Annotated in this window: 18 protein-coding genes; 2 read left to right on the top strand and 16 right to left on the bottom strand. The window is 56.4% G+C overall.

What is annotated here, in order from left to right:
- Window positions 1-2: 2 nt before the first annotated feature.
- The 16 genes from hypE to HS103_09880 form a co-directional block, all read right to left on the bottom strand.
- Entirely contained in the window at window positions 3-1070 is a 1068-nt protein-coding gene (hypE, locus tag HS103_09955) for a hydrogenase expression/formation protein HypE (GenBank protein ID MBE7513123.1), read from the bottom strand.
- The gene (hypD, locus tag HS103_09950) at window positions 1067-2176 is read right to left on the bottom strand and encodes a hydrogenase formation protein HypD (protein ID MBE7513122.1); all 1110 of its coding nucleotides are present in this window, start codon (window positions 2174-2176) and stop codon (window positions 1067-1069) included. The genes hypE and hypD overlap by 4 nt, the downstream gene beginning before the upstream one ends.
- A gap of 34 nt (window positions 2177-2210) precedes the next feature.
- Window positions 2211-3215 carry a dihydroorotate dehydrogenase-like protein gene (locus HS103_09945; protein ID MBE7513121.1) on the bottom strand — a complete coding sequence of 335 codons (1005 nt, stop codon included), beginning with the start codon at window positions 3213-3215 and terminating at the stop codon, window positions 2211-2213.
- 180 nt (window positions 3216-3395) lie between these two features.
- Entirely contained in the window at window positions 3396-6932 is a 3537-nt protein-coding gene (gene nifJ, locus HS103_09940; GenBank protein MBE7513120.1) for a pyruvate:ferredoxin (flavodoxin) oxidoreductase, read from the bottom strand.
- A gap of 167 nt (window positions 6933-7099) precedes the next feature.
- Complete coding sequence (locus tag HS103_09935; GenBank protein MBE7513119.1) at window positions 7100-7345, bottom strand: HypC/HybG/HupF family hydrogenase formation chaperone; 246 nt, start codon at window positions 7343-7345, stop codon at window positions 7100-7102.
- Window positions 7336-9696, bottom strand: a complete 2361-nt coding sequence (gene hypF / locus HS103_09930; protein MBE7513118.1) for a carbamoyltransferase HypF — start codon at window positions 9694-9696, stop codon at window positions 7336-7338. The genes HS103_09935 and hypF overlap by 10 nt, the downstream gene beginning before the upstream one ends.
- Entirely contained in the window at window positions 9689-10063 is a 375-nt protein-coding gene (locus HS103_09925) for a hydrogenase maturation nickel metallochaperone HypA (protein ID MBE7513117.1), read from the bottom strand. Before HS103_09925 ends, hypF begins: the two co-directional genes overlap by 8 nt.
- A complete protein-coding gene (locus tag HS103_09920; GenBank protein ID MBE7513116.1) occupies window positions 9985-10524 on the bottom strand; it encodes a hydrogenase maturation protease in 540 nt (179 codons plus the stop codon). The genes HS103_09925 and HS103_09920 overlap by 79 nt, the downstream gene beginning before the upstream one ends.
- Entirely contained in the window at window positions 10521-11930 is a 1410-nt protein-coding gene (locus HS103_09915; GenBank protein ID MBE7513115.1) for a Ni/Fe hydrogenase subunit alpha, read from the bottom strand. The genes HS103_09920 and HS103_09915 overlap by 4 nt, the downstream gene beginning before the upstream one ends.
- A 42-nt stretch (window positions 11931-11972) precedes the next feature.
- Window positions 11973-12533, bottom strand: coding sequence for an NADP oxidoreductase (locus tag HS103_09910; protein ID MBE7513114.1), 561 nt, complete (start codon window positions 12531-12533; stop codon window positions 11973-11975).
- A 2-nt stretch (window positions 12534-12535) separates the two neighbouring features.
- A complete protein-coding gene (gene hoxU / locus HS103_09905; GenBank protein MBE7513113.1) occupies window positions 12536-13246 on the bottom strand; it encodes a bidirectional hydrogenase complex protein HoxU in 711 nt (236 codons plus the stop codon).
- Window positions 13243-14892: an NAD(P)H-dependent oxidoreductase subunit E gene (locus HS103_09900; protein MBE7513112.1), complete on the bottom strand. Its 1650-nt coding sequence runs from the start codon at window positions 14890-14892 to the stop codon at window positions 13243-13245. Before HS103_09900 ends, hoxU begins: the two co-directional genes overlap by 4 nt.
- Window positions 14889-15383: an NAD(P)H-dependent oxidoreductase subunit E gene (locus HS103_09895; GenBank protein ID MBE7513111.1), complete on the bottom strand. Its 495-nt coding sequence runs from the start codon at window positions 15381-15383 to the stop codon at window positions 14889-14891. Before HS103_09895 ends, HS103_09900 begins: the two co-directional genes overlap by 4 nt.
- Before the next feature lie 509 nt (window positions 15384-15892).
- Window positions 15893-16714 (bottom strand): sugar ABC transporter permease, encoded by an 822-nt coding sequence (locus tag HS103_09890; GenBank protein ID MBE7513110.1) that lies wholly within the window; start codon window positions 16712-16714, stop codon window positions 15893-15895.
- 79 nt (window positions 16715-16793) lie between these two features.
- Complete coding sequence (locus HS103_09885; GenBank protein ID MBE7513109.1) at window positions 16794-18395, bottom strand: ABC transporter permease subunit; 1602 nt, start codon at window positions 18393-18395, stop codon at window positions 16794-16796.
- A 93-nt stretch (window positions 18396-18488) separates the two neighbouring features.
- Window positions 18489-19733, bottom strand: coding sequence for a maltose ABC transporter substrate-binding protein (locus HS103_09880; GenBank protein ID MBE7513108.1), 1245 nt, complete (start codon window positions 19731-19733; stop codon window positions 18489-18491).
- Between the two features lie 344 nt (window positions 19734-20077).
- Between HS103_09880 and lanM the strand changes: the two genes are divergently transcribed.
- Together lanM and HS103_09870 are read left to right on the top strand one after the other, a co-directional pair.
- A complete protein-coding gene (lanM, locus tag HS103_09875) occupies window positions 20078-23401 on the top strand; it encodes a type 2 lantipeptide synthetase LanM (GenBank protein MBE7513107.1) in 3324 nt (1107 codons plus the stop codon).
- A 152-nt stretch (window positions 23402-23553) separates the two neighbouring features.
- Entirely contained in the window at window positions 23554-24390 is an 837-nt protein-coding gene (locus HS103_09870) for an NHLP bacteriocin system secretion protein (protein MBE7513106.1), read from the top strand.
- The last annotated feature ends 7 nt before the right edge of the window (window positions 24391-24397 follow it).

Below are 24397 nucleotides of genomic sequence, written 5' to 3'. Positions count from 1 at the left end.
ACTTAACAAATGCGCGGAAGCTGTTCGCCGCTGACCATATCAACGATGCGATTCGTCCCAATCAGACTGCGCATCGTCACAAGATGATCGGCTTTGGGTTGCACCTCGCCAATAATCGCCGCGTCCTTACCCGCCGCCTGCCGGCGCAAAAGGCTGAGCGCACGGTCAACATCTTTTCCGGCGATAAAGGCGACGAAGCGCCCTTCGTTCGCCACATAGAGCGGATCGAGTCCTAAAATCTCGCACGCCCCGCGCACATCCTCGCGAACGGCGATTGCCTTTTCATGAATATGAATACGCCATCCGCTGGCTTCGGCAATCTCCACCAGGGCGCTGGCAAGCCCGCCGCGTGTCAAATCACGCAGGCAGTGAACCTCAATGCCGCCTTCTAGCAAGGCGAACACAAGGTCGGTCAGCGGGGCGCAGTCGCTCTCAATGGCGCTCTCGAACGCCAAGCCCTCCCGTGCCGCCATAATCGCCATGCCGTGTCGTCCGAGGTCGCCGCTCACCACAATAGCGTCGCCGGGCTGAACGCGGCGGGGCGAAATAACCTGATCGCCCACAACGATCCCCGTCCCTGCCGTTGTGATGAAAAGCTCATCGCCCTTGCCGCGATCCACCACCTTTGTATCGCCCGTGACAATTTGGACGCCCGCCAACCGCGCCGTTTGCGCCATAGACTGGACGACCCGCCAGAGCGTTTCCATCGGCAGCCCTTCTTCGATGATGAAGGCAGCGCTGAGGAACGCCGGACGTGCGCCGCACATGGCGAGGTCGTTCACCGTGCCAGTGACAGCTAACGTGCCAATATCGCCGCCGGGAAAAAAGAGCGGTTTAACTACATAGGAATCCGTCGAAAATGCCAACCTGCCGCCTTGCGGGGGAAGAACAGCGCCATCATGACGGGCATCTAAGAGGGTGTTCTTAAAGGTTGCGACGAACATTCGCTCAATCAACTGGTGGGTCAGTTTGCCGCCACCGCCATGTGCCAAAAGGACAGCCGGATAATCGCTGATGGGCAGCGGGCAGGTGAGTGCGAATTCAGAGAGATCAACGGGTGAGGTGATCATGCGTGGCTCGTTTCGGGATGAACAACGCGGCGATAACGGTAATAGGCGGCACACGCCCCCTCGGTAGACACCATCGTCGCCCCTAAGGGGTGTTCGGGGGTACAGCGTATACCAAAGGCGGGACATTCATGGGGTTTTTTCTCCCCTTGCAGCACAAGCCCGCTGACACATTCGCTACTTTCTGGGCTGTGCTGATCAGCAACGCCGAAACGCTGTTCAGCATCAAAGGCGGTGTAGGGAGGGCGCAAGCCTAGCCCGCTGCGGGGAATTTCCCCTATGCCCCGCCATGTGCGGTGGACGACGGTAAAGACTTCCCCTACGATGCGCTGCGCCTGTGTGTTCCCCTCACGGCGAACGGCGCGTGCATATTGGTTCTCAACCTCGGCACGCCCTTCCTCAAGCTGCTTCACTGTCATGTAAATGCCATGCAATATGTCCAGCGGTTCAAACCCTGTCACCACGAAAGGCACATGGTATTTTGCCGCCAGCGGAAGGTATTCCTCATAGCCCACCACCGTGCAGACATGCCCCGCTGCCAGAAAACCTTGCACACGGTTTCGCGGTGAGGACAAAATTGCCTCTATTGCCGGTGGGACCAGGACATGGGACACCAACATCGAAAAGTTCGTCACGCTCTGCTGATGGGCAAGGTAAACCGCCATGGCGTTGGCGGGGGCGGTTGTCTCGAACCCAACGGCGAAGAAAACGACCTGCCGATCTGGATGGCTCTGGGCAATCTTGAGGGCATCAAGGGGAGAATAGACCATCCGCACATCAGCGCCCCTCGCCTTACAGGTTAAGAGATCGTGCCGTGTGCCCGGGACGCGCAGCATATCCCCAAACGAGGTGAAAATCACGCCCGGTTGAAGGGCAATGTCCGTCGCCTTGTCAATCAACTCTACAGGAGTCACACACACCGGGCAGCCCGGTCCATGGAGCAAGGTGATTTGGGAAGGGAGCAGTTCATCTATCCCAAATTTGACAATAGCGTGCGTTTGTCCGCCACAGACTTCCATCAACGTCCAGGGGCGGGTGGTCGTTTTATGGATTGCCTTCGCAAAGCGCTGCGCTGCCTCGGCATCACGGTATTCGTCACTATATTTCATGGCGAGGGCGTCCTTTACGCTATCTATTTAACGCTTAACTGTCTTGGCGCGGAAAGTAGGTTGTCAGCGCCCGCATGTACTGCACCCGCTCAAACTCAGAGGGGTTTTCGCAGTGTTGCTGACTAACACTCCCACACATCTGATCGATGGAGTCATATTCATGCTGCTCCATCCACCCACGCATATCCTGTTCCACCTTTGCCAAATGGGTGATCCCGTGTTTCAACAGCGCCGATGCCATCATCGTCACATTCGCCCCCGCCATGATCGCCTTCAGCGCATCCTGCGCACTGTGAATCCCGCTCGTCGCCGCCAAATTTGCCTTCAAATGCCCATACAACAGGGCGATCCAGCGCAGCGGCAGGCGTAAATCGTGCGAAGTACTCAGGATCAGGTGCGGATAGACGCTGCTTGTCTCTAGATCAATATCGGGCTGGTAAAAGCGGTTGAACAAGACCAGCGCATCGATATCAAGCTGATCGAGTTGGCGGGCGAAATGCGCCATGTTCGTGAAAAAGGGGCTGAGTTTGATCGCCACCGGAATGGTGATTGTGCTTTTGACAATTTGGGCGGTGACGAGATAGCCCCCCTCCACTTCCTCTGGCGACCAGCCTGGGTCAGCGGGGATCGAGTAGAGATTCAATTCTAGCCCGTCCGCGCCCGCCTGCTCGATCTTCTGAGCGAAGATCGTCCAGCCACCCGCCGTCGAACCGTTCAGGCTGGCGATAATCGGAATACTGACCGCCTCTTTTGCCTTGCGAATATGCTCTAGATAGGCATCGGAGGTCGTGTGATAATCAACAGGCTCTGGAAAGTAGGTCAGCGCCTCGGCATAGCTTTCCGTCCCATGCGTCAGGTGGTGATGAAGGGCATGTTGTTCGTGGCGCAGTTGTTCCTCAAAGAGTGAATAGAGTACGATTGCCCCCGCTCCGGCATCTTCCATCATCTTTAGGTTGTCAATGCTCTCCGTCAGAGGGTTGGCAGAGACAACCAGCGGCGAACGTAATCGTTTGCGCAGGTAGGTCGTTGAGAAGTCCATTCCCGTAGCTCCTTAGTTCCCTTTCGTTCCCTCTAAGCACAAGCAAAAATGCTTTGGGGGTGAAGAAGGTAGAACTGCCTGTGTGGATATATCTTTTAAACCCCCAAGGGGTGGCTGCTTTCAGCCCGCTGCTTTAGCGGCGGGAGCATAAGCACTCCCGCCTTTTCAGTGTGCTTCTATTTAGGGAAGCCCGCGCTTTGCCATGTAGTCATAAAGCGCCCAACGCTGTTCGACATCCACCTGTGCCAGCGCTGCCAATTCTTTGGCAACAGCCGGCTTGCTGAAGCGGAGCATCTTGAAGCGGTTTTCCATTTCCATGTACTCTTTGACAGGGATTTTCGGTAGTTTGGAGTCTAGCGTGAGCGGATTTTCGCCTTGCTCAACATGATTCGGGTTGTAGCGGTAGAGCAGCCATTGACCGGAATCCACCGCCGCCTTTTGATTCTTCATCGCCGTTGACATGGTGATGCCGTGTGCAATGCAGTGGCTATAGGCGATGATCAGAGACGGACCCTGATAGGCTTCCGCTTCAATGAAAGCGCGGAGTGTTTGCTCATCTTTGCCGCCAAGCGCCACCCGCGCCACATAGATGTTCCCGTAGGACATGGCGATCAGTCCGAGGTCTTTTTTCCCGGCAGCCTTGCCCCCAGAGGCAAACTTTGCCACCGCGCCACGTGGGGTTGCCTTCGACATCTGCCCACCCGTGTTCGAGTAGACCTCTGTATCCATGACCAGTACATTCACATTTCGTCCGCTGGCAAGGACATGATCCAAGCCGCCGAACCCAATGTCATATGCCCATCCATCGCCGCCGACGATCCACACATCTTTCTTTACCAACACATCGGCAAGAGAGCGCAGCAAGCCCGCTTCGCGGTGCGTACTCTGCTCAAGGGCTGCCTTAAGCTGGCTGACCCGCTCACGCTGGTCGTAAATGCCCGCTTCGTCGGTTTGGTCGGCGTTGAGCAGGGCGCTAACAACATCCTCGCCCAACTCACCAGCCATCCGTTTGAGCAGCTCGCAGGCATAATCTATCTGTTTATCAAGGGCGACGCGCATTCCCAAGCCAAACTCAGCGTTATCCTCAAAGAGCGAATTTGCCCACGCCGGTCCGCGCCCTTCGCTGTTCTTTGCCCAAGGGGTTGTCGGGAGGTTGCCGCCATAAATGGAAGAACAGCCTGTTGCGTTGGCAATCAGGGAGCGATCTCCGAAAAGTTGTGAGATCAGCTTGAGGTAGGGCGTTTCGCCGCAGCCCGCACACGCGCCAGAGAACTCAAAGAGCGGTTGCTGAACCTGCTGCTGACGGATGCTGCTGATTTTGATCAGGCGGCGATCTAGTTCTGGGAGCGCGGTGAAAAACGCCCAGTTTTCGTTTTCTTCGGCACGGATCGGCGGCTGTGGGCGCATGTTGATCGCCTTGTAATTTGCCGCCGATTTGCTCTTGACCGGACACACATCGACACAAATCCCGCAGCCGGTGCAGTCTTCCGGCGAAACCTGAATGGTGTACTTCAAGCCCTTCCATTCCGTATCCCGTGCATCGGTTGCCTTGAAGGTCTCCGGCGCACCCGCCAGTGACGCTGGCTCATAGGTCTTAATGCGAATGACTGCATGGGGGCAGACCAGCGCACATTTTCCACACTGGATGCACAGTTCGGCGTCCCAAACGGGGATTTCCTCAGCCAAGTTTCGCTTTTCGTACTGCGCTGTCCCTGTTGGGTATGTCCCATCCGCCGGAAGCTGGCTCACGGCGAGACTATCGCCGCGACGGGCGATCATCGTCCCCAATACATCGCGCACGAAGGGCGACGCACCCGCCGCCACTGGCGGAGTCAAGTTCAGGCGACTGGTGAGTGCGGCGGGAAGCGGCACTTCAATCAGGTTATCAAGGGTGCGATCCACCGCGGCAAGGTTCATCGCCACAATGTCGCCGCCCTTTTTGCCATACGTTTCTTCAACCGAATGTTTGATGGCGGCAATCGCCTCATCTTTGGGCAGCACGCCGGAAATAGCGAAGAAGCAGACTTGCATCACCGTATTGATGCGCCCACCCATGCCGCTTTCTCGCGCCACTTTGGACCCATCAATGATGTAAAAACGCCCCTCTTTAGCAAGCAGATGTTCCTGCACCGGACGTGGCAGCCTATCCCACACATCTGCCGCCCCATAAGGGGTGTTCAGCAAGAACACGCCGTGCGGCATGAGGTCTGCCAAAATGTCATAGCGCTCTAGGAAGTTCGCTTGGTGACACGCGATAAAATTTGCCTGTGTGATCAGGTAGGTCGCCCGGATGGGTTGCGCCCCAAAGCGCAAGTGCGAGATGGTGATTGACCCCGATTTTTTCGAGTCATAAACGAAATAGCCCTGAGCATAATGATCGGTACTTTCCCCGATGATCTTGATTGAGTTCTTGTTTGCGCCCACTGTGCCATCTGAGCCAAGCCCATAAAACAACGCCCGTGTGACGTTCTCTGGTTCAATGGAAAAGGCTGGATCATAAGCCAAACTCGTTCCTGAGACATCATCGTGAATCCCGATGGTAAAGTGATTTTTTGGCTCAGGCTGCGCTAAATTTTCAAAGACAGCGCGGATCATTGGCGGGTTAAATTCTTTGGAGGAAAGCCCGTAACGCCCGCCAACAACGGTGATTCCCGTGCGCCCCACTTCGTAAAGCGCCGTCAGAACATCAACATAAAGCGGTTCGCCGGCGCTGCCCGGCTCTTTGGTGCGGTCAAGGACGGCAAGACGCTCCACCGTCGGGGGAAGTGCCGCCGCAAAGCACTGCACATCAAAGGGGCGATAGAGGTGGACTTTCAGCACACCGACCTTTTCGCCCTGACCACGCAGATAATCAACCGTTTCGTGAACAGCTTCTGCCCCCGACCCCATCAGGACAATGACATGTGTGGCGTCTGGTGCGCCATGATAGTCAAAGAGGCGATACTGGCGTCCGGTCAGGGCGGCAAAACGATCCATCGCCTCTTGGACAATGCCTGGACACTCCGCGTAATAGGGATTGACCGTCTCCCGCGCTTGGAAGTAAACATCGGGGTTTTGCGCTGTCCCGCGCAGTACGGGGCGGTCGGGCGAGAGGGCGCGGGCGCGGTGCGCCAAAACAAGGGAATCATCGATCATTGCCCGCACGTCATCATCGTCGAGCAAATCGATTTTGGCAATCTCATGAGAGGTGCGAAAACCATCGAAGAAATGGATGAATGGCACACGCGCTTTGAGCGTCGCGGCATGGGCAATCAGGGCGAAATCCTGCGCCTCTTGGACAGAATTTGAGGCAAGCAAGGCAAAGCCAGTAGCACGTGCCGCCATAACATCACTGTGATCGCCAAAGATGGATAACCCCTGCGCTGCCAGCGAACGCGCCGCCACATGAAAGACGGTTGCCGTCAGTTCACCAGCAATCTTGTACATGTTGGGGATCATCAAGAGCAACCCTTGCGAGGCGGTGAAGGTCGTCGTGAGCGCCCCTGCCTGCAACGCGCCGTGAATAGCGCCGGCTGCGCCACCCTCGCTCTGCATTTCAACCACGCTTGGAACGGTGTTCCACAGGTTGCGCTGCCCGTTGGCTGCCCATTCATCTGCCCATTCGCCCATAGCCGATGAGGGCGTAATCGGGTAAATGGCAATCACTTCGTTCAGTTTAAAGGCAACCCTCGCCACAGCTTCATTCCCATCAAGGGTGATAAACGTTGGTTCACGCATCGAGCGACCCTCCTATAGCATTTTTTAGGGAGATTGCTCCCTTATTCGTTGATCGCATTTCTCATCAGGCTGTATGTGTTGATGCGGGAGATGGTGCTGGTCAGGCGACAAAAACCATTCAGCCCGCAGTCCTTGTAAGAAGGCTGATTGCAGTCCAATCAGCGAAGCTACTGCAATAATTCCGCCAACTCATCCATTTGCCGCAAATACTCGAACACGCGATTCGCTTCGGTTTCATCAATAATACTCAGGGCAAAGCCGACATGAACCAAGACATAATCACCGGGCTTCGCCTCTGGCACATAGGCAAGGTGAACATCCTTGAAAATGCCGCCAAAGTTGACTTTCCCCATGCGCATAAGCGGGGGATTTTCATCAACACTGATTAATTGACCGGGGACGGCTAAACACATGGTGTGATCCTTTGTCGCCCTGCCGCCACAATTTGCCCTAAGGCAATGCCTCCATCGTTGGGGGGGATGCACTGCGACCAATAGGGGCGAAAGCCATCGTTTTGTAAGCGGGCGATGCTGCTTTCGAGAAGTCGTTTGTTTTGGAAACACCCGCCGCTCATCACAACCTGCTCAATCTGGTTTTGCGCGGCGACGGTGGCGATCAAATCAACGAGCGTCCGGTGAAAGGCGACGGCAATCTCCCCTACGGGAACGCCCGCCTCCAAATCAGCAAGAACAGCCTTGATCATCGCGCCCCACTCCAAGATGGTTTCCTTTATAATGCGCCCACTATGCCCCTTTTCGATAGTGACAGGCGTCACAGGAAAGGGATACCATCTGTCAGTGGTTGTCCCCTCAGCGGCAAATTCCAACGCCATCGCTGCTTCCCCCTCAAAATGAGCGCGGCTGCACAAGCCAAGCAGCGCAGCAAGGGCATCAAAAAGCCGCCCCATGCTGGAAGTCTGTGGGGCGTTTAGCCCGCGTTCCCACGCTCTGTACAAAAGCCTTAGCTCAGACGGCGCAAAGCCAAGGATGCCTCCCCATCGGGCGCTCTGGGCGTCGGGGCGTGGTTCGCCATAAAGCGTAAAAAGCAGGCTCAGCGCGGCGCGGCGCGGCTCGCGGATTGCCCCTTCGCCCCCCAACAGTTTGAAGGGGCGCAGATAGGTGCGGCGTTCAAACGAATTTGGCGTGATCTGAAGGAATTCACTGCCCCAGATCGTACCATCCGTCCCATAGCCCGTCCCATCCCACGCCACGCCCAAAATCGGTGCAGATAAGCCATGTTCCGCCATGCACGCCACTATATGGGCGTAGTGGTGCTGCACATGAACGAGTGGTACCTGAAGCCGCTGTGCTATCTCTTGGGCAGCCTGTGTGGAGCGGTAATCAGGGTGTGCGTCACAGGCAATTTGGGTGGGGGGCTGCCCATAGAGGGTTTGCCAATCCTGCAAGGCGTGGTGGAAGACGGCAAGCGTTTCCGGCGTATCCAGATCGCCCAAATGTTGGCTCAGAAAAACCTGCTGACCGACGCTGAGCGCCACTGTATTTTTGAGATGCCCCCCCACCGCCAGCGTCACGGGCTGATCTTCTGGGAATTCAGGGAGTTCGATGGGCAGTGGGGCATAGCCCCGCGCCCGCCGCAAAACACACGGTGTTCCAGCCATGATACGTGCTACCGAATCATCGATTGGACGGGCAATGGCGCGGTTATGGACGAGGAAATAATCAGCGATTTCCTTCAGCCGTTGAAGTGCCTCGTATGCGTCGCTGCATAGCGGCTCGCCCGAAAGGTTTCCGCTGGTCGCCACAACGGGAAAGCCTAAATCCGCCAGCAGCAAATGATGTAGTGGTGTATAGGGGAGCATCACACCGAGGTATGGGTTGTGGGGGGCTAGACTAGGGGCAAGCTCATCGCAGTCTACCAGCTTCAAGCGCCGCAGCAGTACAATCGGCGCTTCGGCTGAGGTGAGCAAGCCTTCTTCGGCAGCCGACACCTCACAGAGCGCCTGAGTCTGCGCCAACGAGGGGATCATCACAGCGAAGGGTTTTGTGAGGCGTTGCTTCCGTTTGCGCAGCCGCCGCACAGCATCCTCATTGCGGGCATCGACCAGCAGTTGAAAGCCGCCCATCCCTTTCAGCGCCACCACCGCCCCCTTGCGGAGTGCCTCTGCCGCCATGCGCAGCGCCTCATCGTGAGTCGCCATGACCTCGCCCGCCCGATCCCAAAAACTGAGATGGGGTCCACAGTGGGGGCAAGCGTTCGGTTGGGCATGAAAGCGCCTATCCAGCGGGTTCTCATATTCGGCGCGGCACGCCTCGCACATGGTGAAGGCGCTCATCGTTGTGTAGGGGCGGTCATAGGGCAAGCCGCTGATGATGCTGTAGCGCGGTCCGCAGTGGGTGCAGTTCGTAAAGGGATAGCGGTAGCGGCGGTTCGCCGGATCGCTGATCTCCCGCAGGCAGTCAGGGCAGGTGGCAAGATCGGGCAGGATGATTGTGGATCGGTTCCCTTCGCTATGGCTCTCGTGGATTTCAAACAGCGCCACGCCTGTTTTGTCGCCCATCCCTAAGGGAGGGATATTTTCTACGGTGATGCGCTGGATGCTGCTATGGGGGGGCTTTTGCGCCTCAATCTGAGTAAGGAAGGTTGCTAGGATGTCGGGGGGCGCTTCTGCCTCAATCACTACGCCCTGTGAGGAGTTACTAACCCATCCCGCCAGCGCATAGGCGTTGGCAAGGCGGTAGATGAAGGGGCGAAAGCCCACCCCTTGCACCGCCCCCCGTACCAGCACTCGCCATCGTTCAGGCATGGTTACTATCAACGGCGTCCACCGTTTCCGCGATCACTTCCACCAGTTCAAGATCGTGCGCTTCGCTAATCTCGCGCACAGCCCCACACTGTGGGCAGATGAACATATGCCCCACCAGATCATCGCTGGTCACATCGCTGCGGTGACCGCAGCGACAGGTGACGTTCAGGACAGAAATATCTACCACTAGGTCTGCCCCTTCCAGTGGCGTGTTGGCGCTTAGAACGCTGAAGGTCTGGCGCAAAACATCCTCGGAAAAGGCACTGCTGCGGCGAAAACGAACCTTACCTACGCGGGTGACACCTTCCCGCTCAAGCTGGCTGAGAAGTCCTCGAAGGATGTTCTCGGTAACGCCAAATTCGTGCATTGGGATAGCCTCGCTTTCAGATGATCGATCAACGTCGGTAAAACAGACTCCACTGCGGCGGAAAAGGTCTGCCCTAAGGCAAAGGTTTCCCCCGTGACGGTGTACACATACGCCACCGGACGGCGCCCATAGAGAGACTGAGCGCTTTCCAACAGTGCCGCCGCATCAAGGTGGTGGGTAAAGGCGGCTGACGTTGTGCGGAGAGGTGGTGCGGTGGGGGGTAGTATCTGGCAGGTGAGCGTCCCGGGCGTTTCGCCAGCGCTATAGGCAGCATCAACAAAAATGACACATTCGGCGCGGCTGATTGGCTCGGCAAGTTCCGGTGTCAGTTGATAGACGATCTGGTAATCGACTTTATCTGCCAGTCTTTGCTCGGCTTGCGCTGCCAACTGCTCAACGGCATACGGACCAAGCCCATCGTCGCTGCTGAGGGGATTTCCATAGCCAATGACGAGGATCATCGTTTCACCTCATCAAGCACCTTGCCGTCTGCGCTCAAAAGTTGAAGGTGGAGCGGCATTTGCCCTATAGCGTGGGTGGAACAGCTAAGGCATGGATCAAATGCCCGGATCACCGCCTCCACGCGGTTGAGCATCCCTTCGTTCAGCCGTGCGCTGTCCACATAGCGCTGCGCCACTTGGAGTACCCCACGATTCATCGCGAGGTTGTTGTGTCCGGTGGCGATAATCAGGTTGGCGCGGGTGATCAGCCCGTTGTCATCAATTTCGTAGTGGTGAATCAGCGTCCCACGTGGCGCTTCGCTGACACCCACCCCATGATGACGATTGGGCGAGGCATACACCCGCACCCGACTATCCAAAATGTCATGCTCGCGCAGAAGGCGATCCATCGCCTCTAGGCTGTAGAGGATGTCGATCAGGCGGGCATAGTGATAATGAAACGAACTCGTGCGATCTTGTTGGCGGAATTCATCAAGGGCTTCATCGGCAAGAGGCGTTCCGCAGCGCTTGACAATATTCAACCGTGCCAACGGACCCACGCGGTACATCCCCTCTGGGTAGCCAAGCGGCTTGTAATAGGGCGATTTCAGATAGCTCTGCCGTTCAACGGCTTCGGCAATCACCGTTTGGTAGTCTTTACCGTCCACTTCGGCAACGAGGACGCCCGCTGAATCAACAAACCGCAAGCGCCCATCGTACATTTCAAGGGTGTCCTCCGCGTTTGCCAGCCCCAAAAAGAGGCTTGGAAAATTGGCGAAGTTCTCAATCTCATCATGGTAACGCGCCAGCGTCTCTTTGAACCATGCCAACGTTCGGCGGGCAATGAGCAGCACATCGGGGATCATCGCCAAGAGCGTCTCCCGCTTTTCGCTGGAGAGCGCCTCGCTGACGCCGCCCGGCACCACCCACCCCGGATGAATCCGTTTGCCGCCTAAGAGTTCGATCACCTGCTGCCCAAATTGGCGCATCCGCACACCATCGCGGGCAAGTTCGGGATGTAACGCCGCTACGCCAAAGAGGTTGCGCTGCTGTGGATCGGCATCCATCCCCAAAAGAAGGTCTGGCGAGGAAAGGTAAAAGAAACTGAGGGCGTGCGATTGGATAATTTGGGCAAGGTTCATAATCCGCCGCAAATGGATTGCTGGTCTGGGAATGGTGACCCGCATCAGAGCATCACACGCCTTTGCCGACGCCATCAAATGGCTGACGGGGCAAATCCCGCAGATACGTGCCATGAGTGCGGGCATCTCGTGAAAGGGTCGCCCCTCACAAAATTTCTCGAAGCCGCGCATCTGGGTGACATGGAAGTAGGCATCTTGCACCTTGCCGGCATCATCCAACTGAATGGTGATTTTTGAGTGACCTTCAATCCGGGTGACCGGATCAATAACAAGTTGACGACTCATAGGGGGTGATCTCCATGTGCCGCTTGGTGAGAGCGTTCGGTGTCATTTTCCAAATCGAGTACGGGTGCTTAGATCGGGCGTTCGTCCCGCCAAGACCTCGCTCAGGGCATAGTAAATGGTGTCCGCCGAGGGTGGGCAGCCGGGAACATATAAATCAACTTTCACAACGGCATGGACAGGGCGCACAAAGGGCAGCAATATTGGCACACCCTGATCGGGCAGCAGCGGATGAAGGAGATCGCTTTCAAGGTATGCCCGCTGGATAACTGCCCCCACACCAAGTGGATTGCGCAGCGAAGGGACATTGCCCGTCACGGCACAATCGCCAAGCGAGATGAGGTATCCGGTGTGCGCACGGACATGCTGAATTTTATGCAAGTCCTCCTCGCTGCTCACCGACCCTTCCACCAAGGTCACATCGACGTGATTGGGAAATACCTTGTGATCGACTAACGGGCTGTACACAATCTCCATGTGGGCGGTCAGTTCTAGCAGCCGCTCATCCAGATCAAGGAAGGACATATGGCAGCCGGAGCAACCATCCAGCCAGATTGTTGCCAAACGCTTTTTTGCTGTGGGCGGCGTCGCAAGAGGGGCGGTCATGGCTATTTCTTCCTTTCCCGCATACTGACCAAGTAGGGCAAAAAGTCCTTGCGCTTTGTCATTTCGGCAACGGCTTTGCCCTTTTGGAAAAGCGCTCCGGTGGGGCAGACTTGAACGCACTTTCCGCAGCTTGTGCAGGTATCCGATGTTCCCCATGGTTGGTTCAGATCGGTGATCATCTCGCTGTGAATGCCCCGTCCGGTGATGTCCCAGGTATGAGCGCCTTCAATCTCATCGCACACCCGCACGCAGCGCGTACAGAGAATGCAGCGGTTGCCATCAAAGGCAAAAAGATTGTGCGAGGCGTCTACACCCCGCTTGGGAGAGCGGTAGGCGAGATCGATATGGTCAAGCTGAACGGTCTGCGCCATGTCTTGCAGTTCGCAATGCCCGTTCGAGACGCATACAGAGCAAATGTGATTTCCTTCGACAAACAGCATTTGAACAATCAGCTTGCGGTACGTCGCTAGACGGGGGCTGTCCGTCTGAATGTCCATCCCCTCTTGAATCAGGGTGGCACAGGCGGGTTGCAATTTTGAACTCCCTTTGATTTCAACGAGACACAGCCGACACGCGCCAACGTCCCCCAACCCATCGAGGTGACATAAAGTGGGAATGAACATGCCGTTTTCGCGGGCAATGTCCAGGATTGTTTCATCATCACGCCCGCTGACATCCCGATCATTGATCTTCAGTGTGACAATCTTTGTCATGCCCTTGCCCCCTCCCGCGTCTTGATCTTGCAAACGCCTGCCGGACAGCGTTTTTCAACAATATGGGCGAGGTATTCCTCTCGAAAATAGCGCAGCGTGCTTTGAACAGGGCTTGGCGCACCTTGCCCCAACCCGCACAGACTGGTTGCCTTCACCATCTCACACAGCGTTTCGAGCATGGCAAGGTCATCAAGGGTTGCCTCGCCATGCGTAATCTTCAGGAGCAAATCGTACATTTGGGCTGTGCCGACGCGGCAGGGGATGCACTTGCCACAGGATTCTGTCATGCAAAATTCCATGAAATAGGTGGCAACATCGACCATGCAGGAGGTTTCATCCATGACGATCATGCCGCCCGATCCCATGTGCGATCCGGCTTGCTGAAGCGATTCATAATCGACGGGGCTATCCAAAAGGGCGGCAGGCATACAGCCGCCAGAGGGACCGCCCGTCTGCACGGCTTTGAAGGCGCGGTTATTAGGGATGCCGCCGCCAATCTCATAAATGATCTCGCGTAGGGTGATCCCCATAGGAACTTCGATGAGTCCGCTGTTGTTGATCTTCCCCGTCAGCGCAAAAATCTTTGTCCCTTTGCTTTTTTCCGTGCCAATCTGGGCAAACCAATCGCTACCATGCGTGATGATCTCTGCGATATTGGCAAAGGTTTCCACATTGTTGATCAGCGTGGGATAACCGAATAAGCCGGAGGTTGCCGGGTAGGGCGGGCGCGGACGCGGTGTCCCCCGCCCCCCTTCAATAGAGGCGATCAGCGCCGTTTCTTCCCCGCAGACGAACGCCCCTGCCCCCATCCGAATATCGAGATGGAAATTGAAGGGTGTGCCGCCGATGGCATTGCCAAGCAGCCCCAATTTTTGCGCTTGGCGAATTGCCAGCCCCAAACGCTTCACCGCCAAGGGGTATTCTGCCCGCACGTAGATGTAGCCGCTGTCTGCGCCGATGGCATAGGCGGCAATGGCAAGCCCCTCGATGATCCGGTGCGGATAATCTTCCATGACACTGCGATCCATGAAAGCGCCGGGATCGCCCTCATCGCCATTGCAAATAACGTATTTGTGTTCGCTGCGGGCTTTGGCAACCGTACTCCACTTGAGTCCGGTGGAATAGCCCGCCCCGCCGCGTCCGCGCAGCCCGCTGCGCGTGACTTGTTCAAGCACTTCGGCGGGCGTCATTTCCGTCAGGGCGTGGAGCAGAGCAGCATAGCCGCCAACGGCAATATAGGCTTCAATCCGTTCGGGGTCTATCTTGCCCTCAAGATTCAAGACAACTTTCTTTTGGCGTTGGAAAAACGCCGTGTTCTGCGTGTCAATAAGCCGTTCAAGCGGCGCTCGATCAAGGCGTTCGATGATTTCCGGCGCGTCGTCGGGCTGTACGTGCTGATAGAGTGTCCCCTGCGGCTCAACCACAACCATCGGACCAGAGGCGCACAAGCCCTGACAGCCCCCGCTGACAACGTGGCAGTGTGGTTTTTGATCCTGATTTTCCACTGCCTGTTCCAACGCAGCCTTCACCTGATCGCTGTGTGCCGAGAGACACCCTGTTCCCATGCAGACAAAGAGCCGGTGCTTCGCGCTTTGCAGCCGTTTGGTTTCTTCCGCTGCTAGTTGATGAAGGTCTTCTGTGTTCAAGGGGTAAGCCACTCCTCAATCTTGGATACCGCCTGTTGGGGGCTGATTTTGCCGATCACATCGCCATCAAAAGTGGCGACAGGGGCTATGCCACACGTCCCCAGACAGCGGGCAATGACCAACGACACTTTTTTATCTGGGGTGGTTTCGCCGGGGGCAAGGTGGTTGGTGCGTTGAATTTCCGCCAAGACCTCGGCGCTGCCTTTGATGTAGCAGGCTGTCCCTAAGCAGACTACACAGGTATGCTCCCCTTGCGGCTTCATAATGAAGACGTTATAGAAGGTTGCCACTCCATATACGCGGCTGAGAGGAATCCGCAAACTGGCTGCGACGAAACGCAGCGCCGTCGTATCTAAATAGCCAAAGGCGCTTTGAACAGCGTGTAAGGTTTCGATAAGGGCTTCTGGGGCAAATCCGTGATGGCGCATTTTCGCCACCACAAGCCGCCACCGTTTGTCGTCAGGGTTGGGAATGGGTATTTTGGGGTCCATACGGGTATTCCGTAAAGGTAATTCGTGGTAAACGCCAGCCGAATATGGCAAGGGCATCATGGCGCATGTGCTGAGGCGTCACATGCCTTTACGCTTTTAGTATGGAGGAACTAAGGCGGCGCACACAGTGCGGGTCATCATCACTTTAAACGCCAAATGTCATGACCCACCCGGAGTGGTTCAGAACAGGTCAGACTGGGGATTAGGGTTTCCAAGTCCCGCAGGGGTGGCTACTCATAGCCCGCTGCTTTAGCGGCGGGCGCTCACGGACGGCGATGGGCGCAAGGCATGGCGCCCCTACGGGAATTACAATGTCAACAGAGCCTAGTCGTCCGTCAGAAAGGTGATTTTATGAACCCCAAACCCTCTCTGCCCCCTTTCCTCGCAGACAGAGAAAGGGGGAGAATGCCTTCTCCTCAGATATTTACGGGAAAGGGGTTAGGGTTTTCACGCCCCATCGGGGTGGTCAAGCTTTAGCCCGACGATTTATAGCGTCGGGGTCACTCATCTCACCCCTTCACCGCACCGGACGACAGACCGCTAACGATCTGCGACTGCAAGGCGATGAATATTAAGATAATCGGCAGCGTCCCCAAAAGCGCCCCTGCCGCAAAAACCCCCCATTCCGTCGTGAAGCGCCCGGAGATGAAGTTTGCCAAGCCAACGGCGAGCGTGTAGCTCTCTTGATCGCTGATCAAAACACGCGGCAGCAGGTAATCGTTGAACGTTCCAATGAAACTCAAGATCGCCGTCACCGCCAAAATTGGGCGTACCAGTGGCAAGATCACTTGAGTGAAGGTCACCCAATGGGTTGCTCCGTCCACCTGTGCCGACTCATCCAGATCGCGGGGGACGGTATCGAAGTAGCCTTTCATCAGCCATGCGCCCGCTCCTAGCGCCCCCCCTGAATAAATCAGGATCAGCCCGCCGAGCGAATTTAAGCCCAGAAAGGGAATGAATTCCCCAATCTGCTGGAGCAGCAGGTAAAAGGCGACGAGCGCCACCACACTAGGGAACATTTGAATGATTAACGTCCCTAGCAAACTGGCTTGGCGATATTTGAAACGGTAGCGGGAGAAGGAATACGCGCCGAGTGTGGTCAGGGTGAGAGTAATCAATGTGCTTGTCCCTGAGACGAACACGGAATTCCCCAACCATTTTAGAATCGGTGTTTGTGGGCTGCTAAACAAGCGGGTGTAATTCCCTGTCGTGAAAAACTCTGGGTTGATTCCGGCGGTGACGCTGTTTCGCGAATCGACAGACGCCCACACCAAGAGGACGATTGGGTAGATGGCGAAAAGCACACCGATACTTAAGATGGCATAGCGCATCACCAAGCGCCAACCGCGCCCGGCGACAACCATGCCAGTCTTTGCCGGAGGCAGTTTTTGGGGGGCAGAACGGGCAAGGCTAGACATTTTTGGAGACCTCCTCCAACTGCCGCGTGAAGCGGAAATTGATAAAGGTGATCGAGGCGACGATCACGAAGATAAATATCCCAATAGCGGCAGCAAAGCCATACTGCGCCCCGCGACTTCCCCCAAACGCCAAACGGAAGGTATACGAGAGCAAAATATCCGTATGCCCTGCCACACCGCCGGCACTCATCGGAGGTCCGCCCCCGTTCAGCAGTTCGATCAGCGTAAAATTGTTGAAATTGAAGGCAAAGCTGGCGATGAGGAGCGGTCCTACCGCCAAAAGCAGCAAGGGCAGCGTGATGAATTGGAACTGCTGACGATCATCCGCCCCATCAATCACCGCTGCTTCGTACATATCCGAAGGGATGCTCTGAAGCGCCCCCAAGCAGATCAGCATCATGTAGGGGAAGCCTAAATAGAGATTCACAAACAAGACCACCAGTTTTGCCGCGGTGGGGTCGGCAAACAGGTTTACCGATCCCTGCGGACGCCCCATTAGCCCAACAACGATGTTGTTCACCGGGGCGTTGTTGCCCAATAACCCCTGCCACGTCCGTGCGCTGAGCCAAAAGGGAATAGCATAGGGCAAGATGAGCAGAGAACGGAAGATCACTCGGAAAGGGAGTTGTTTGGCATTCAGCAAAAGGGCAAAGAGCAGTCCTAAGGCAAAGGTGCTGACAACACTCCCTAGCGCAAAGCTAATCGTCCAAATGAAGATCATGAAGAATGGACCGCGAATTTGCGGATCGGTGACGACGCTTGTCAGATTATCCAACCCCAAGAAGATGTAAAAGCCGGGGCTAAGTTCCTTCTTCGTTTCCCCGACGCGGTTGATAAATGTGCCGCGCTCAGGGGTATAGACCTCGCCCGTTTGCCTATCGGTGATTGTATCTGCCGCTTCGTCATAGATGTAACGCTGTTCCAGACGCTTTGCTAAAAAGCGCTGTTGAAGGAGTTGGAGAGTCGTCAATTGGACTTGATAGGGTGGGTCGTTGAGCGTTAGCCCTTGCAGTGTTTGGCTGAAGGTCTGTGGCGGCACTTTCTTGAATTCGCCGGAAATCGTCGCTGGAACGCCATTGGCGTCTTTTTCGCCTAGCTCGACCTCAGCCGCTGGCGTCAGCTTTTCCTCATCGACCTTGCCCACAAAGGCATTGCCATCTTGGTCAATCAAGTAGAATCGGAAGTCCGTGAGGGCTGGTTTTTCCAACTGCCGCGTATAGATGTACGTTTGAAAGGTGCGCGGCTCAGCGGGTTCGATATACCCTTGTCCGGTGATAATCTGGATGGCACGCCCTTTATCGTAGGTGTGGTTGTCGCCATAGTTGGTGAAGGCTACGCTCAGGGAGTAGCCAATAGGGTACAAGACGAGTAACACCATGCCGGCAAAGGCTGGGACGATCCACCGCCAGGGAAACAACCGATCATCAATGAAAACAATATTCGTCACGAGCGCGAAGATGCCGATTAGAATACCTAAAAACACGCTCATCCGACTGCCAAGCGTGATAGCTAACCAAAGGGCAGACACATTGAAAAGACCGAGCAAGACCACGCGGGTGATCAATGCCGGGGTTGATAACGGTGACAGTTTCATAACTAAACCACCCTAACCTAGATATAAAAATGGGTCAGGTAAAGTTGCCTCTACCCGACCCATCGCTTTACAGAACCTTACATCAGATGGTCGTTACTTCGATTTTGCGATTTCTTCGCGGGCAGCGGTGGCAGCTTCTTTCATGATCTCTGCCGGGTCACCCTTCTGCTGGTAGATCAAGGTCACTGCGTTGCCTGCGGTTGACCAGAATGCTGCCATCTGGGGGATGGTCGGCATGGGCTGCCCATCGGCAACGGAAAGGGCGAACATGCTCAGATCATCGTCCTTCTTCGATTCGCGGGTCGCCAGCCAAGCACTGATCCCGGGTGCGGCATCAAAGAGCGCGTCTTGCACTTCGTCAGACGCCACAAACTCGGTCAGGAACGCCTGCGCCAAGAGCAAGTTCTTGCTGAAGGCGTTGACCATGAAGCCCTGCCCGCCGATGAACGGTGCAGCCGCTTGCGTGCCAGCGGGGATTTTCGCCACGCCGAAATTCACACCAGCAGTGCGCAGGTTGTTGAGTTCCCACGGACCGGTCACCCACATCGCCAGCTTACCCGCCTTGAACAGGTCAGACTGCTTGCCATAGTCCACACCGTCGCGCAGAACACCAGCCTTCACCAGTTCATCGATCTTCATCGCCCCGGCAATTGTCCCTTCGCTGTCGAGGAGGACATTCGTGGGGTCGTAGTTGCCTTCGGCGTCACGTCCGAAAACGCCGCCACCGTACATGCTGAAAAGCGGGAAGGTGTGGTACGGATCGGTGGGGAAGGCAATGCCTTGCTCAACCTTACCATCTTTCACCAACGCCTCGGAGAGCGCTACGGCTTCGTCAAGTGTCTCTGGGACTTCCGTCACAAGGTCTTTGTTGTAGTACATGGCAATTGCCTCCACTTGGTAGGGGAGACCAACCAACTTGCCATCGTAGTTGAACAACTCCAACGCGCCAGCGTCGAACTTCTCCGCCACTTCGGGGGTCAGTTCAATCGGGGCGAGCAAGCCATTTCCGTAAAGCTGCCCTACCCAGTCATGCGCACCGGCGATGATGTCGGGACCCTTGCCAGCCGGAGCAGCAATGTTGAAGTTGTTACGGACATCCCCGAAGCCCATCGTCTGGACGCGCACCGGAATGCCATACTTCTCCTCAAACGCCTTGCCCGCCGCTTCGATAATCGGAGCGCGTTCAAGGTTGACCCAAACCGTCAACACACCCTCGGTGGAGGGCAGCGGTTCTTCCGTTGGCGTGGGGTCTTGTGCCACAGCAACGTGGATGGGGGCAGCGATCATCGCTACCACCGCCAACAAAATAAAAGACAGGGTTAACACTTTCTTGGACATTTGCGGTTTGATCCTTCACTACAGGATTTGCACTGATTGGCGAGGAACGCCCTCGCCCACGACACAGGTAACCACTGTGCTGTGTTTGGGATGGAAAAATATCCCCACACAGGCAATGATCAGATTCAATTGTAACAACCTAGCACAGGGCGTCAAACCCTTGATGCATGTTGCACAAAAAAAAGGTGACATTCATTTAGGCAGGTTGTTTCAAATCCCCCTTAGCGTTTTATCTTTACACCTTAATAGAGCGCTTTGTGCCGGGCTTTGAGGCAGGGGTATTCCCTCCTGATTTGTGGTATAGTGAGTGGCGACGCCTTCGATACACAACACAGGACAGCCGGATGCCCTTCACGGATGCTGAACTTAGGGCGATCATCGCCCGTGCTGCGACGCCGCAAGAGCGGTTGACTGAAGCGTACTCCCCTCTTGACCATCAAGACGATGCCCTTCTTCCTGCGCGGCTAGAACGTTGGATTGCTTTTGCTGCCAACCACGATCTCGCCCGTTTTGAGCGCCGCCTGAGCCTTGATGGGCTAGATAAAGACACCGCCCAACGGATGATCCGTGATGTCCGCTTCAAAGACGATCAACCCCTCCCAGAATGGGCGATCCTTCTTAACGAAGCGCTTGCCGAAATGCCCTCGCTTGAGGCACTTCTCGATCCTGAATTCACGGAGACAAACCGTTTTCTCATTCCTGACGACCCCAAACCCTTTGAGGAAATCCTCGTCCCCTTCCTCTACGCCGGACGAAAGCGTATGAGAGCGGCACTCCCTGCCGAGGCGCTTGCCCGCTTCTCCGCTGTGGCGCTGGCACAGATGGAAAGCGGCTTGATCGACATGCTCAGCAGTGCGTGCGGGCAGACGCTCCTTCTGGAATTTTCCCTTTACCGCGCTCCACACATCACACGACTCGTCGGCTTTGCGCCGGGCGAACACCCCCGCGATCTCTATGATGCGTTTGTTCGGGAGTTTCACGGCGGACGCTTGGCGAGGTATCTCACCGAATATGCCGCCCTTGCCCGCCTTGTGGGGACGCTCACCCTTCAATGGGTGACGGCAACCACCGAATGCATCCGCCGTATCCATGAGGATTGGGACGCCATTCACGCCCTTTTCGGGCGGACCCTCCCCTCACCTAATGAAGTCCTTGCCGTGAAGGGCAGCGCCAGTGACCGCCACCGCGAAGGGCGGACGGTGAACATCCTTCGTTTTGATAACGGGCTGCGCGTTGTCTACAAGCCGAAATCTTTAGGGTTGGACGCCGCCTATGATGCACTTTTGGTTTGGCTGAATGATCGCGCCAAAGCTGATCCCTTCATCCACGCCGAATACCCCCCCTTGAAGGCGATCACCACCCTCGCCCGCGAGGATTATGGCTATGCCGAATTTGTTGAGTTCGCGCCCATCCGCGATGAAGACGCCGCCCGTCGCTATTACCGCCGCGCCGGAGCGCTTATGGCGATCCTCTATGCCATTGGGGGGACAGACTTCCACCGCGAAAATGTCATTGCTGCTGGCGAATACCCTACTCTCATCGATATGGAGCTATCGCTCTACCCCCATGTTCGCCCCTTTGAGGGGATTGAAGATGAAATCACCCTTCATGCCGCCGATTGGGTCTTTGGCGATTCAGTTTTGGGGTCGGGCTTGCTTACGGCGTGGGGGATGATCCCCGGCGGGAAAAGCGTCGATATTGCTGGTTTGGGTGGGGATACCGCTGAAGAACTTGCCTACCGCGCCCCCAAATGGTTTAACCCCAACCGCGACACAATTACCTACCAACCGGGGACACACCACGAGGCGCACCGCGAGAACGTTTTATTTTTGCTCCCACAGGGGGAAACCGTCGCCCAATATGCGCCTCCCTATCGCTATCGGGATGAGATTGAGAGCGGACTCCGCGCTGCCTATGCGCTCATTGTGCGCAACCGATCCCCCCTCACCGCCCCTGATGGTCCGTTGGCGCAGATGGCGGAACACCCTGCCCGCTATCTCTTACGGGCAACGCGCCTGTACAGCCTGATTTACCAACGTTCCACCCGCCCCGATTGCACCCGCGATGGGACGGATCGTGCCTTCATCATCGAACAACTAGCACGGGGGATGATCCTCCAATATTCCGTCCATCCCTTTTGGCGGGCGTTAGCGGAAGAATCCGCCTCGGTTATGCGCGGGGATATTCCGCTCTTTCCGTTTCATCCGGCGGCAAACGCGCTCCTCCTCTCCGATGATTCACCGATCATGTCCCCCTTTGCCGAGAGCGGCTTCGATCTCGCAATTCGGCGCATTTTGGCGATGAGCGGTGAGGATTTGGAACGCCAAGTCGGTCTGATGCGCGGCGCATTGGCACTGCGTTTCGCCGCCAAGATAACCCCCACAATCACTGCTGCTGAGGGGAGCAAACCGTTCGCTGTCGAGCCTGACAGCCTTGCCCCCTTAAAGGCAGAAACGCTTGTTGAACGCGCCCTTGAGATTGCCGATGCCCTCCGCGAAAGCGCCATTCCCATTGGGCGCGGGGTGGAATGGGTGCAGCCGCAGTTCGACGTGAATACCGGACGCTTTGACCTCGGCTTGATGAGCTATACGCTCTACGAAGGGAAAGCGGGCGTGGGAATTTTCCTCGCGGCAGTGGCAAAGCTGACCGGCGACCCGACGTGGCGTGATATGACGGTGGCTGCCGTGCGGAATTTGCGCGTCGATGTCCATCACCCCGAAAGCACCGTCATGCGCCGCTTTGGAATCGGCGGCATGGATGGCTTTGCCAGCGCCGTTTATGGGCTGACAAAAATGGCGATCCTTCTCGATGATTCAACCTTCCTTGCCGATGCCGCCGCCGCCGCACGGGGAATCACCCCACAGCGCATTGCGGCGGATCGTCGTTTGGATATTCTTGGTGGGGCAGCGGGGGCAATTTTAGGACTATTGGCACTCCAGCGCACCGCCCCCAACGATGAATGGATCGCCACCGCCAAAGCCTGTGGCGATCATCTCCTTGCCAACCGTACCGCCGGGGAGGACGGTTTGCGGGCGTGGGTCACTTTAGAGGGAACGCGCCTGATTGGTTTTTTGCATGGCTCTGCCGGAATCGGCATGGCGCTGATCAAACTCTACGAGGTGACGGGCGAGGCAAAATACCTAGAGGCAGCCCTTGAAGCGATTGCCTATGAAAGGACGAAATTCAATGCCGAGGCGAAAAATTTCCCCGATTTGCGCCCCTCTCAGCAACCCCCCGACGGAAGACCCTTCTTCATCGACAATTACTGTCACGGATCAGCGGGGATTGCCCTAGCGCGGTTGGTCTCGCTCACCGTTGTCGATGATCCCGAAGCGGCGCTCCTTGAAATTGACGCCTGCCTGACGGCAGCCAGCCAACCAGCCCTTGCCGAGCGCTTTGATTTTCTCTGCTGTGGGACGTTTGGGCGGATTGAGTCGCTGTTGGTGAATGGGGTCAAACTCCACCAGCCAGATTGGGTCGATACCGCCGGACGGCGGGCGGCGTATGTCTTGGCGCGGCGGAAGGCGCGGGGTTATTTTTACCTCGATGATGCACTCCCGCCCGGGATGCCTCTCTACAGCTTATTTCAGGGAGTCACCGGCATTGGCTATGGCTTGCTTCGCTTGGCATTCCCAAACCTGCTCCCTTCAGTGGCAATTTTAGATTAACCCCCATATAAACCATGCCCCTCTGTAGGGCTGAAGGCATTAACGTAAGGGAGCTAAAGGGGCATGACAGGCACTTTAAAATAGGTTCTAATCGACACCTAGTCTACAATGGTATGGTTGACGATACCGGATCGCAGTGAGGAACACGCCGCATGGAAAGCAAACTCTTTCGCAAGGTCGCGCTAGATCGTCTCTCCTCCCCGGAGCAGCTTGATGAGATGATGCGCATTACCAATCCGCGTGGCTGGATCGCTCTCGCTGCCATTGGCGCTTTGTTGGCTGCCCTTTTTCTATGGGGCTTGTTCGGCAATGTCCCCCTTGTTGTCACCGGAGAGGGATTGTTAACACGCGGCGGCGGCTTAATCACGGTTACTGCCTCAGCAGCGGGAACGGTGACCCTGCTTGTGGATGAAGGGGCGCTCACCCAAAAAGATCAAACCCTGGCGGTGGTGGGGACGACGAAAGCAGCCGCTGCGGTTACCGGGCGTGTGCTGCGCTTGTTCGTTGAAGAAGGCGCAGAGGTTGCCGCCGGAACGCCGCTTCTTGAAATGGAATCGACAGACGATGCCAGCAACCCCTTAGAGGCAGTTGTGTTTGTCCCGCCAGCAGAAGGGGCGCGGATTGCCGTCGGGATGACCGTCCAAATTTCGCCCGTCACCGTTCGGCGGGAGGAAAACGGCTACATGCTTGGAACCGTCAAGGCGATCAGCGAATCGCCCGCTTCTGCTGCCCGCATCACCCGTCTGACGGGTGATCCTGACTTTGCCGCCAGTGTTACAACGGGCGGCTCGCCAACGGAAATTCGGGTAACGCTCACCCTAGACGGGACAACTCCCAGCGGCTACCGTTGGTCGTCCTCACAGGGACCGGATTTCAAATTGCAAAGCGGAACATTCACCAACGCCACTGTTGTCATTGGGGATCGTCGCCCGCTGAGCTTGATCTTCGGCTATTTGCCCTTTTTCGCCTCGCTGACGGCGGATTTCTAGATTCAGT

The sequence above is a fragment of the Anaerolineales bacterium genome, from assembly GCA_015075625.1.
Classification (GTDB): domain Bacteria; phylum Chloroflexota; class Anaerolineae; order Aggregatilineales; family UBA2796; genus UBA2796.
Note: the sequence above shows the minus strand (reverse complement) of the source record. Positions and strands in the feature narration are given on the sequence as shown.

Coding starts and splice junctions, on each gene's coding strand:
- hypF (MBE7513118.1), bottom strand. CDS start 9,696: ATGCCTGAACGATGGCGAGTGCTGGTACGGGGGGCGGTGCAAGGGGTG.
- HS103_09910 (MBE7513114.1), bottom strand. CDS start 12,533: ATGACCGCCCCTCTTGCGACGCCGCCCACAGCAAAAAAGCGTTTGGCA.
- HS103_09915 (MBE7513115.1), bottom strand. CDS start 11,930: ATGAGTCGTCAACTTGTTATTGATCCGGTCACCCGGATTGAAGGTCAC.
- HS103_09895 (MBE7513111.1), bottom strand. CDS start 15,383: ATGGACCCCAAAATACCCATTCCCAACCCTGACGACAAACGGTGGCGG.
- hoxU (MBE7513113.1), bottom strand. CDS start 13,246: ATGACAAAGATTGTCACACTGAAGATCAATGATCGGGATGTCAGCGGG.
- hypD (MBE7513122.1), bottom strand. CDS start 2,176: ATGAAATATAGTGACGAATACCGTGATGCCGAGGCAGCGCAGCGCTTT.
- HS103_09870 (MBE7513106.1), top strand. CDS start 23,554: ATGGAAAGCAAACTCTTTCGCAAGGTCGCGCTAGATCGTCTCTCCTCC.
- HS103_09945 (MBE7513121.1), bottom strand. CDS start 3,215: ATGGACTTCTCAACGACCTACCTGCGCAAACGATTACGTTCGCCGCTG.
- lanM (MBE7513107.1), top strand. CDS start 20,078: ATGCCCTTCACGGATGCTGAACTTAGGGCGATCATCGCCCGTGCTGCG.
- HS103_09920 (MBE7513116.1), bottom strand. CDS start 10,524: ATGATCCTCGTCATTGGCTATGGAAATCCCCTCAGCAGCGACGATGGG.
- HS103_09890 (MBE7513110.1), bottom strand. CDS start 16,714: ATGCGCTATGCCATCTTAAGTATCGGTGTGCTTTTCGCCATCTACCCA.
- nifJ (MBE7513120.1), bottom strand. CDS start 6,932: ATGCGTGAACCAACGTTTATCACCCTTGATGGGAATGAAGCTGTGGCG.
- HS103_09880 (MBE7513108.1), bottom strand. CDS start 19,733: ATGTCCAAGAAAGTGTTAACCCTGTCTTTTATTTTGTTGGCGGTGGTA.
- HS103_09925 (MBE7513117.1), bottom strand. CDS start 10,063: ATGCACGAATTTGGCGTTACCGAGAACATCCTTCGAGGACTTCTCAGC.
- hypE (MBE7513123.1), bottom strand. CDS start 1,070: ATGATCACCTCACCCGTTGATCTCTCTGAATTCGCACTCACCTGCCCG.
- HS103_09885 (MBE7513109.1), bottom strand. CDS start 18,395: ATGAAACTGTCACCGTTATCAACCCCGGCATTGATCACCCGCGTGGTC.
- HS103_09935 (MBE7513119.1), bottom strand. CDS start 7,345: ATGTGTTTAGCCGTCCCCGGTCAATTAATCAGTGTTGATGAAAATCCC.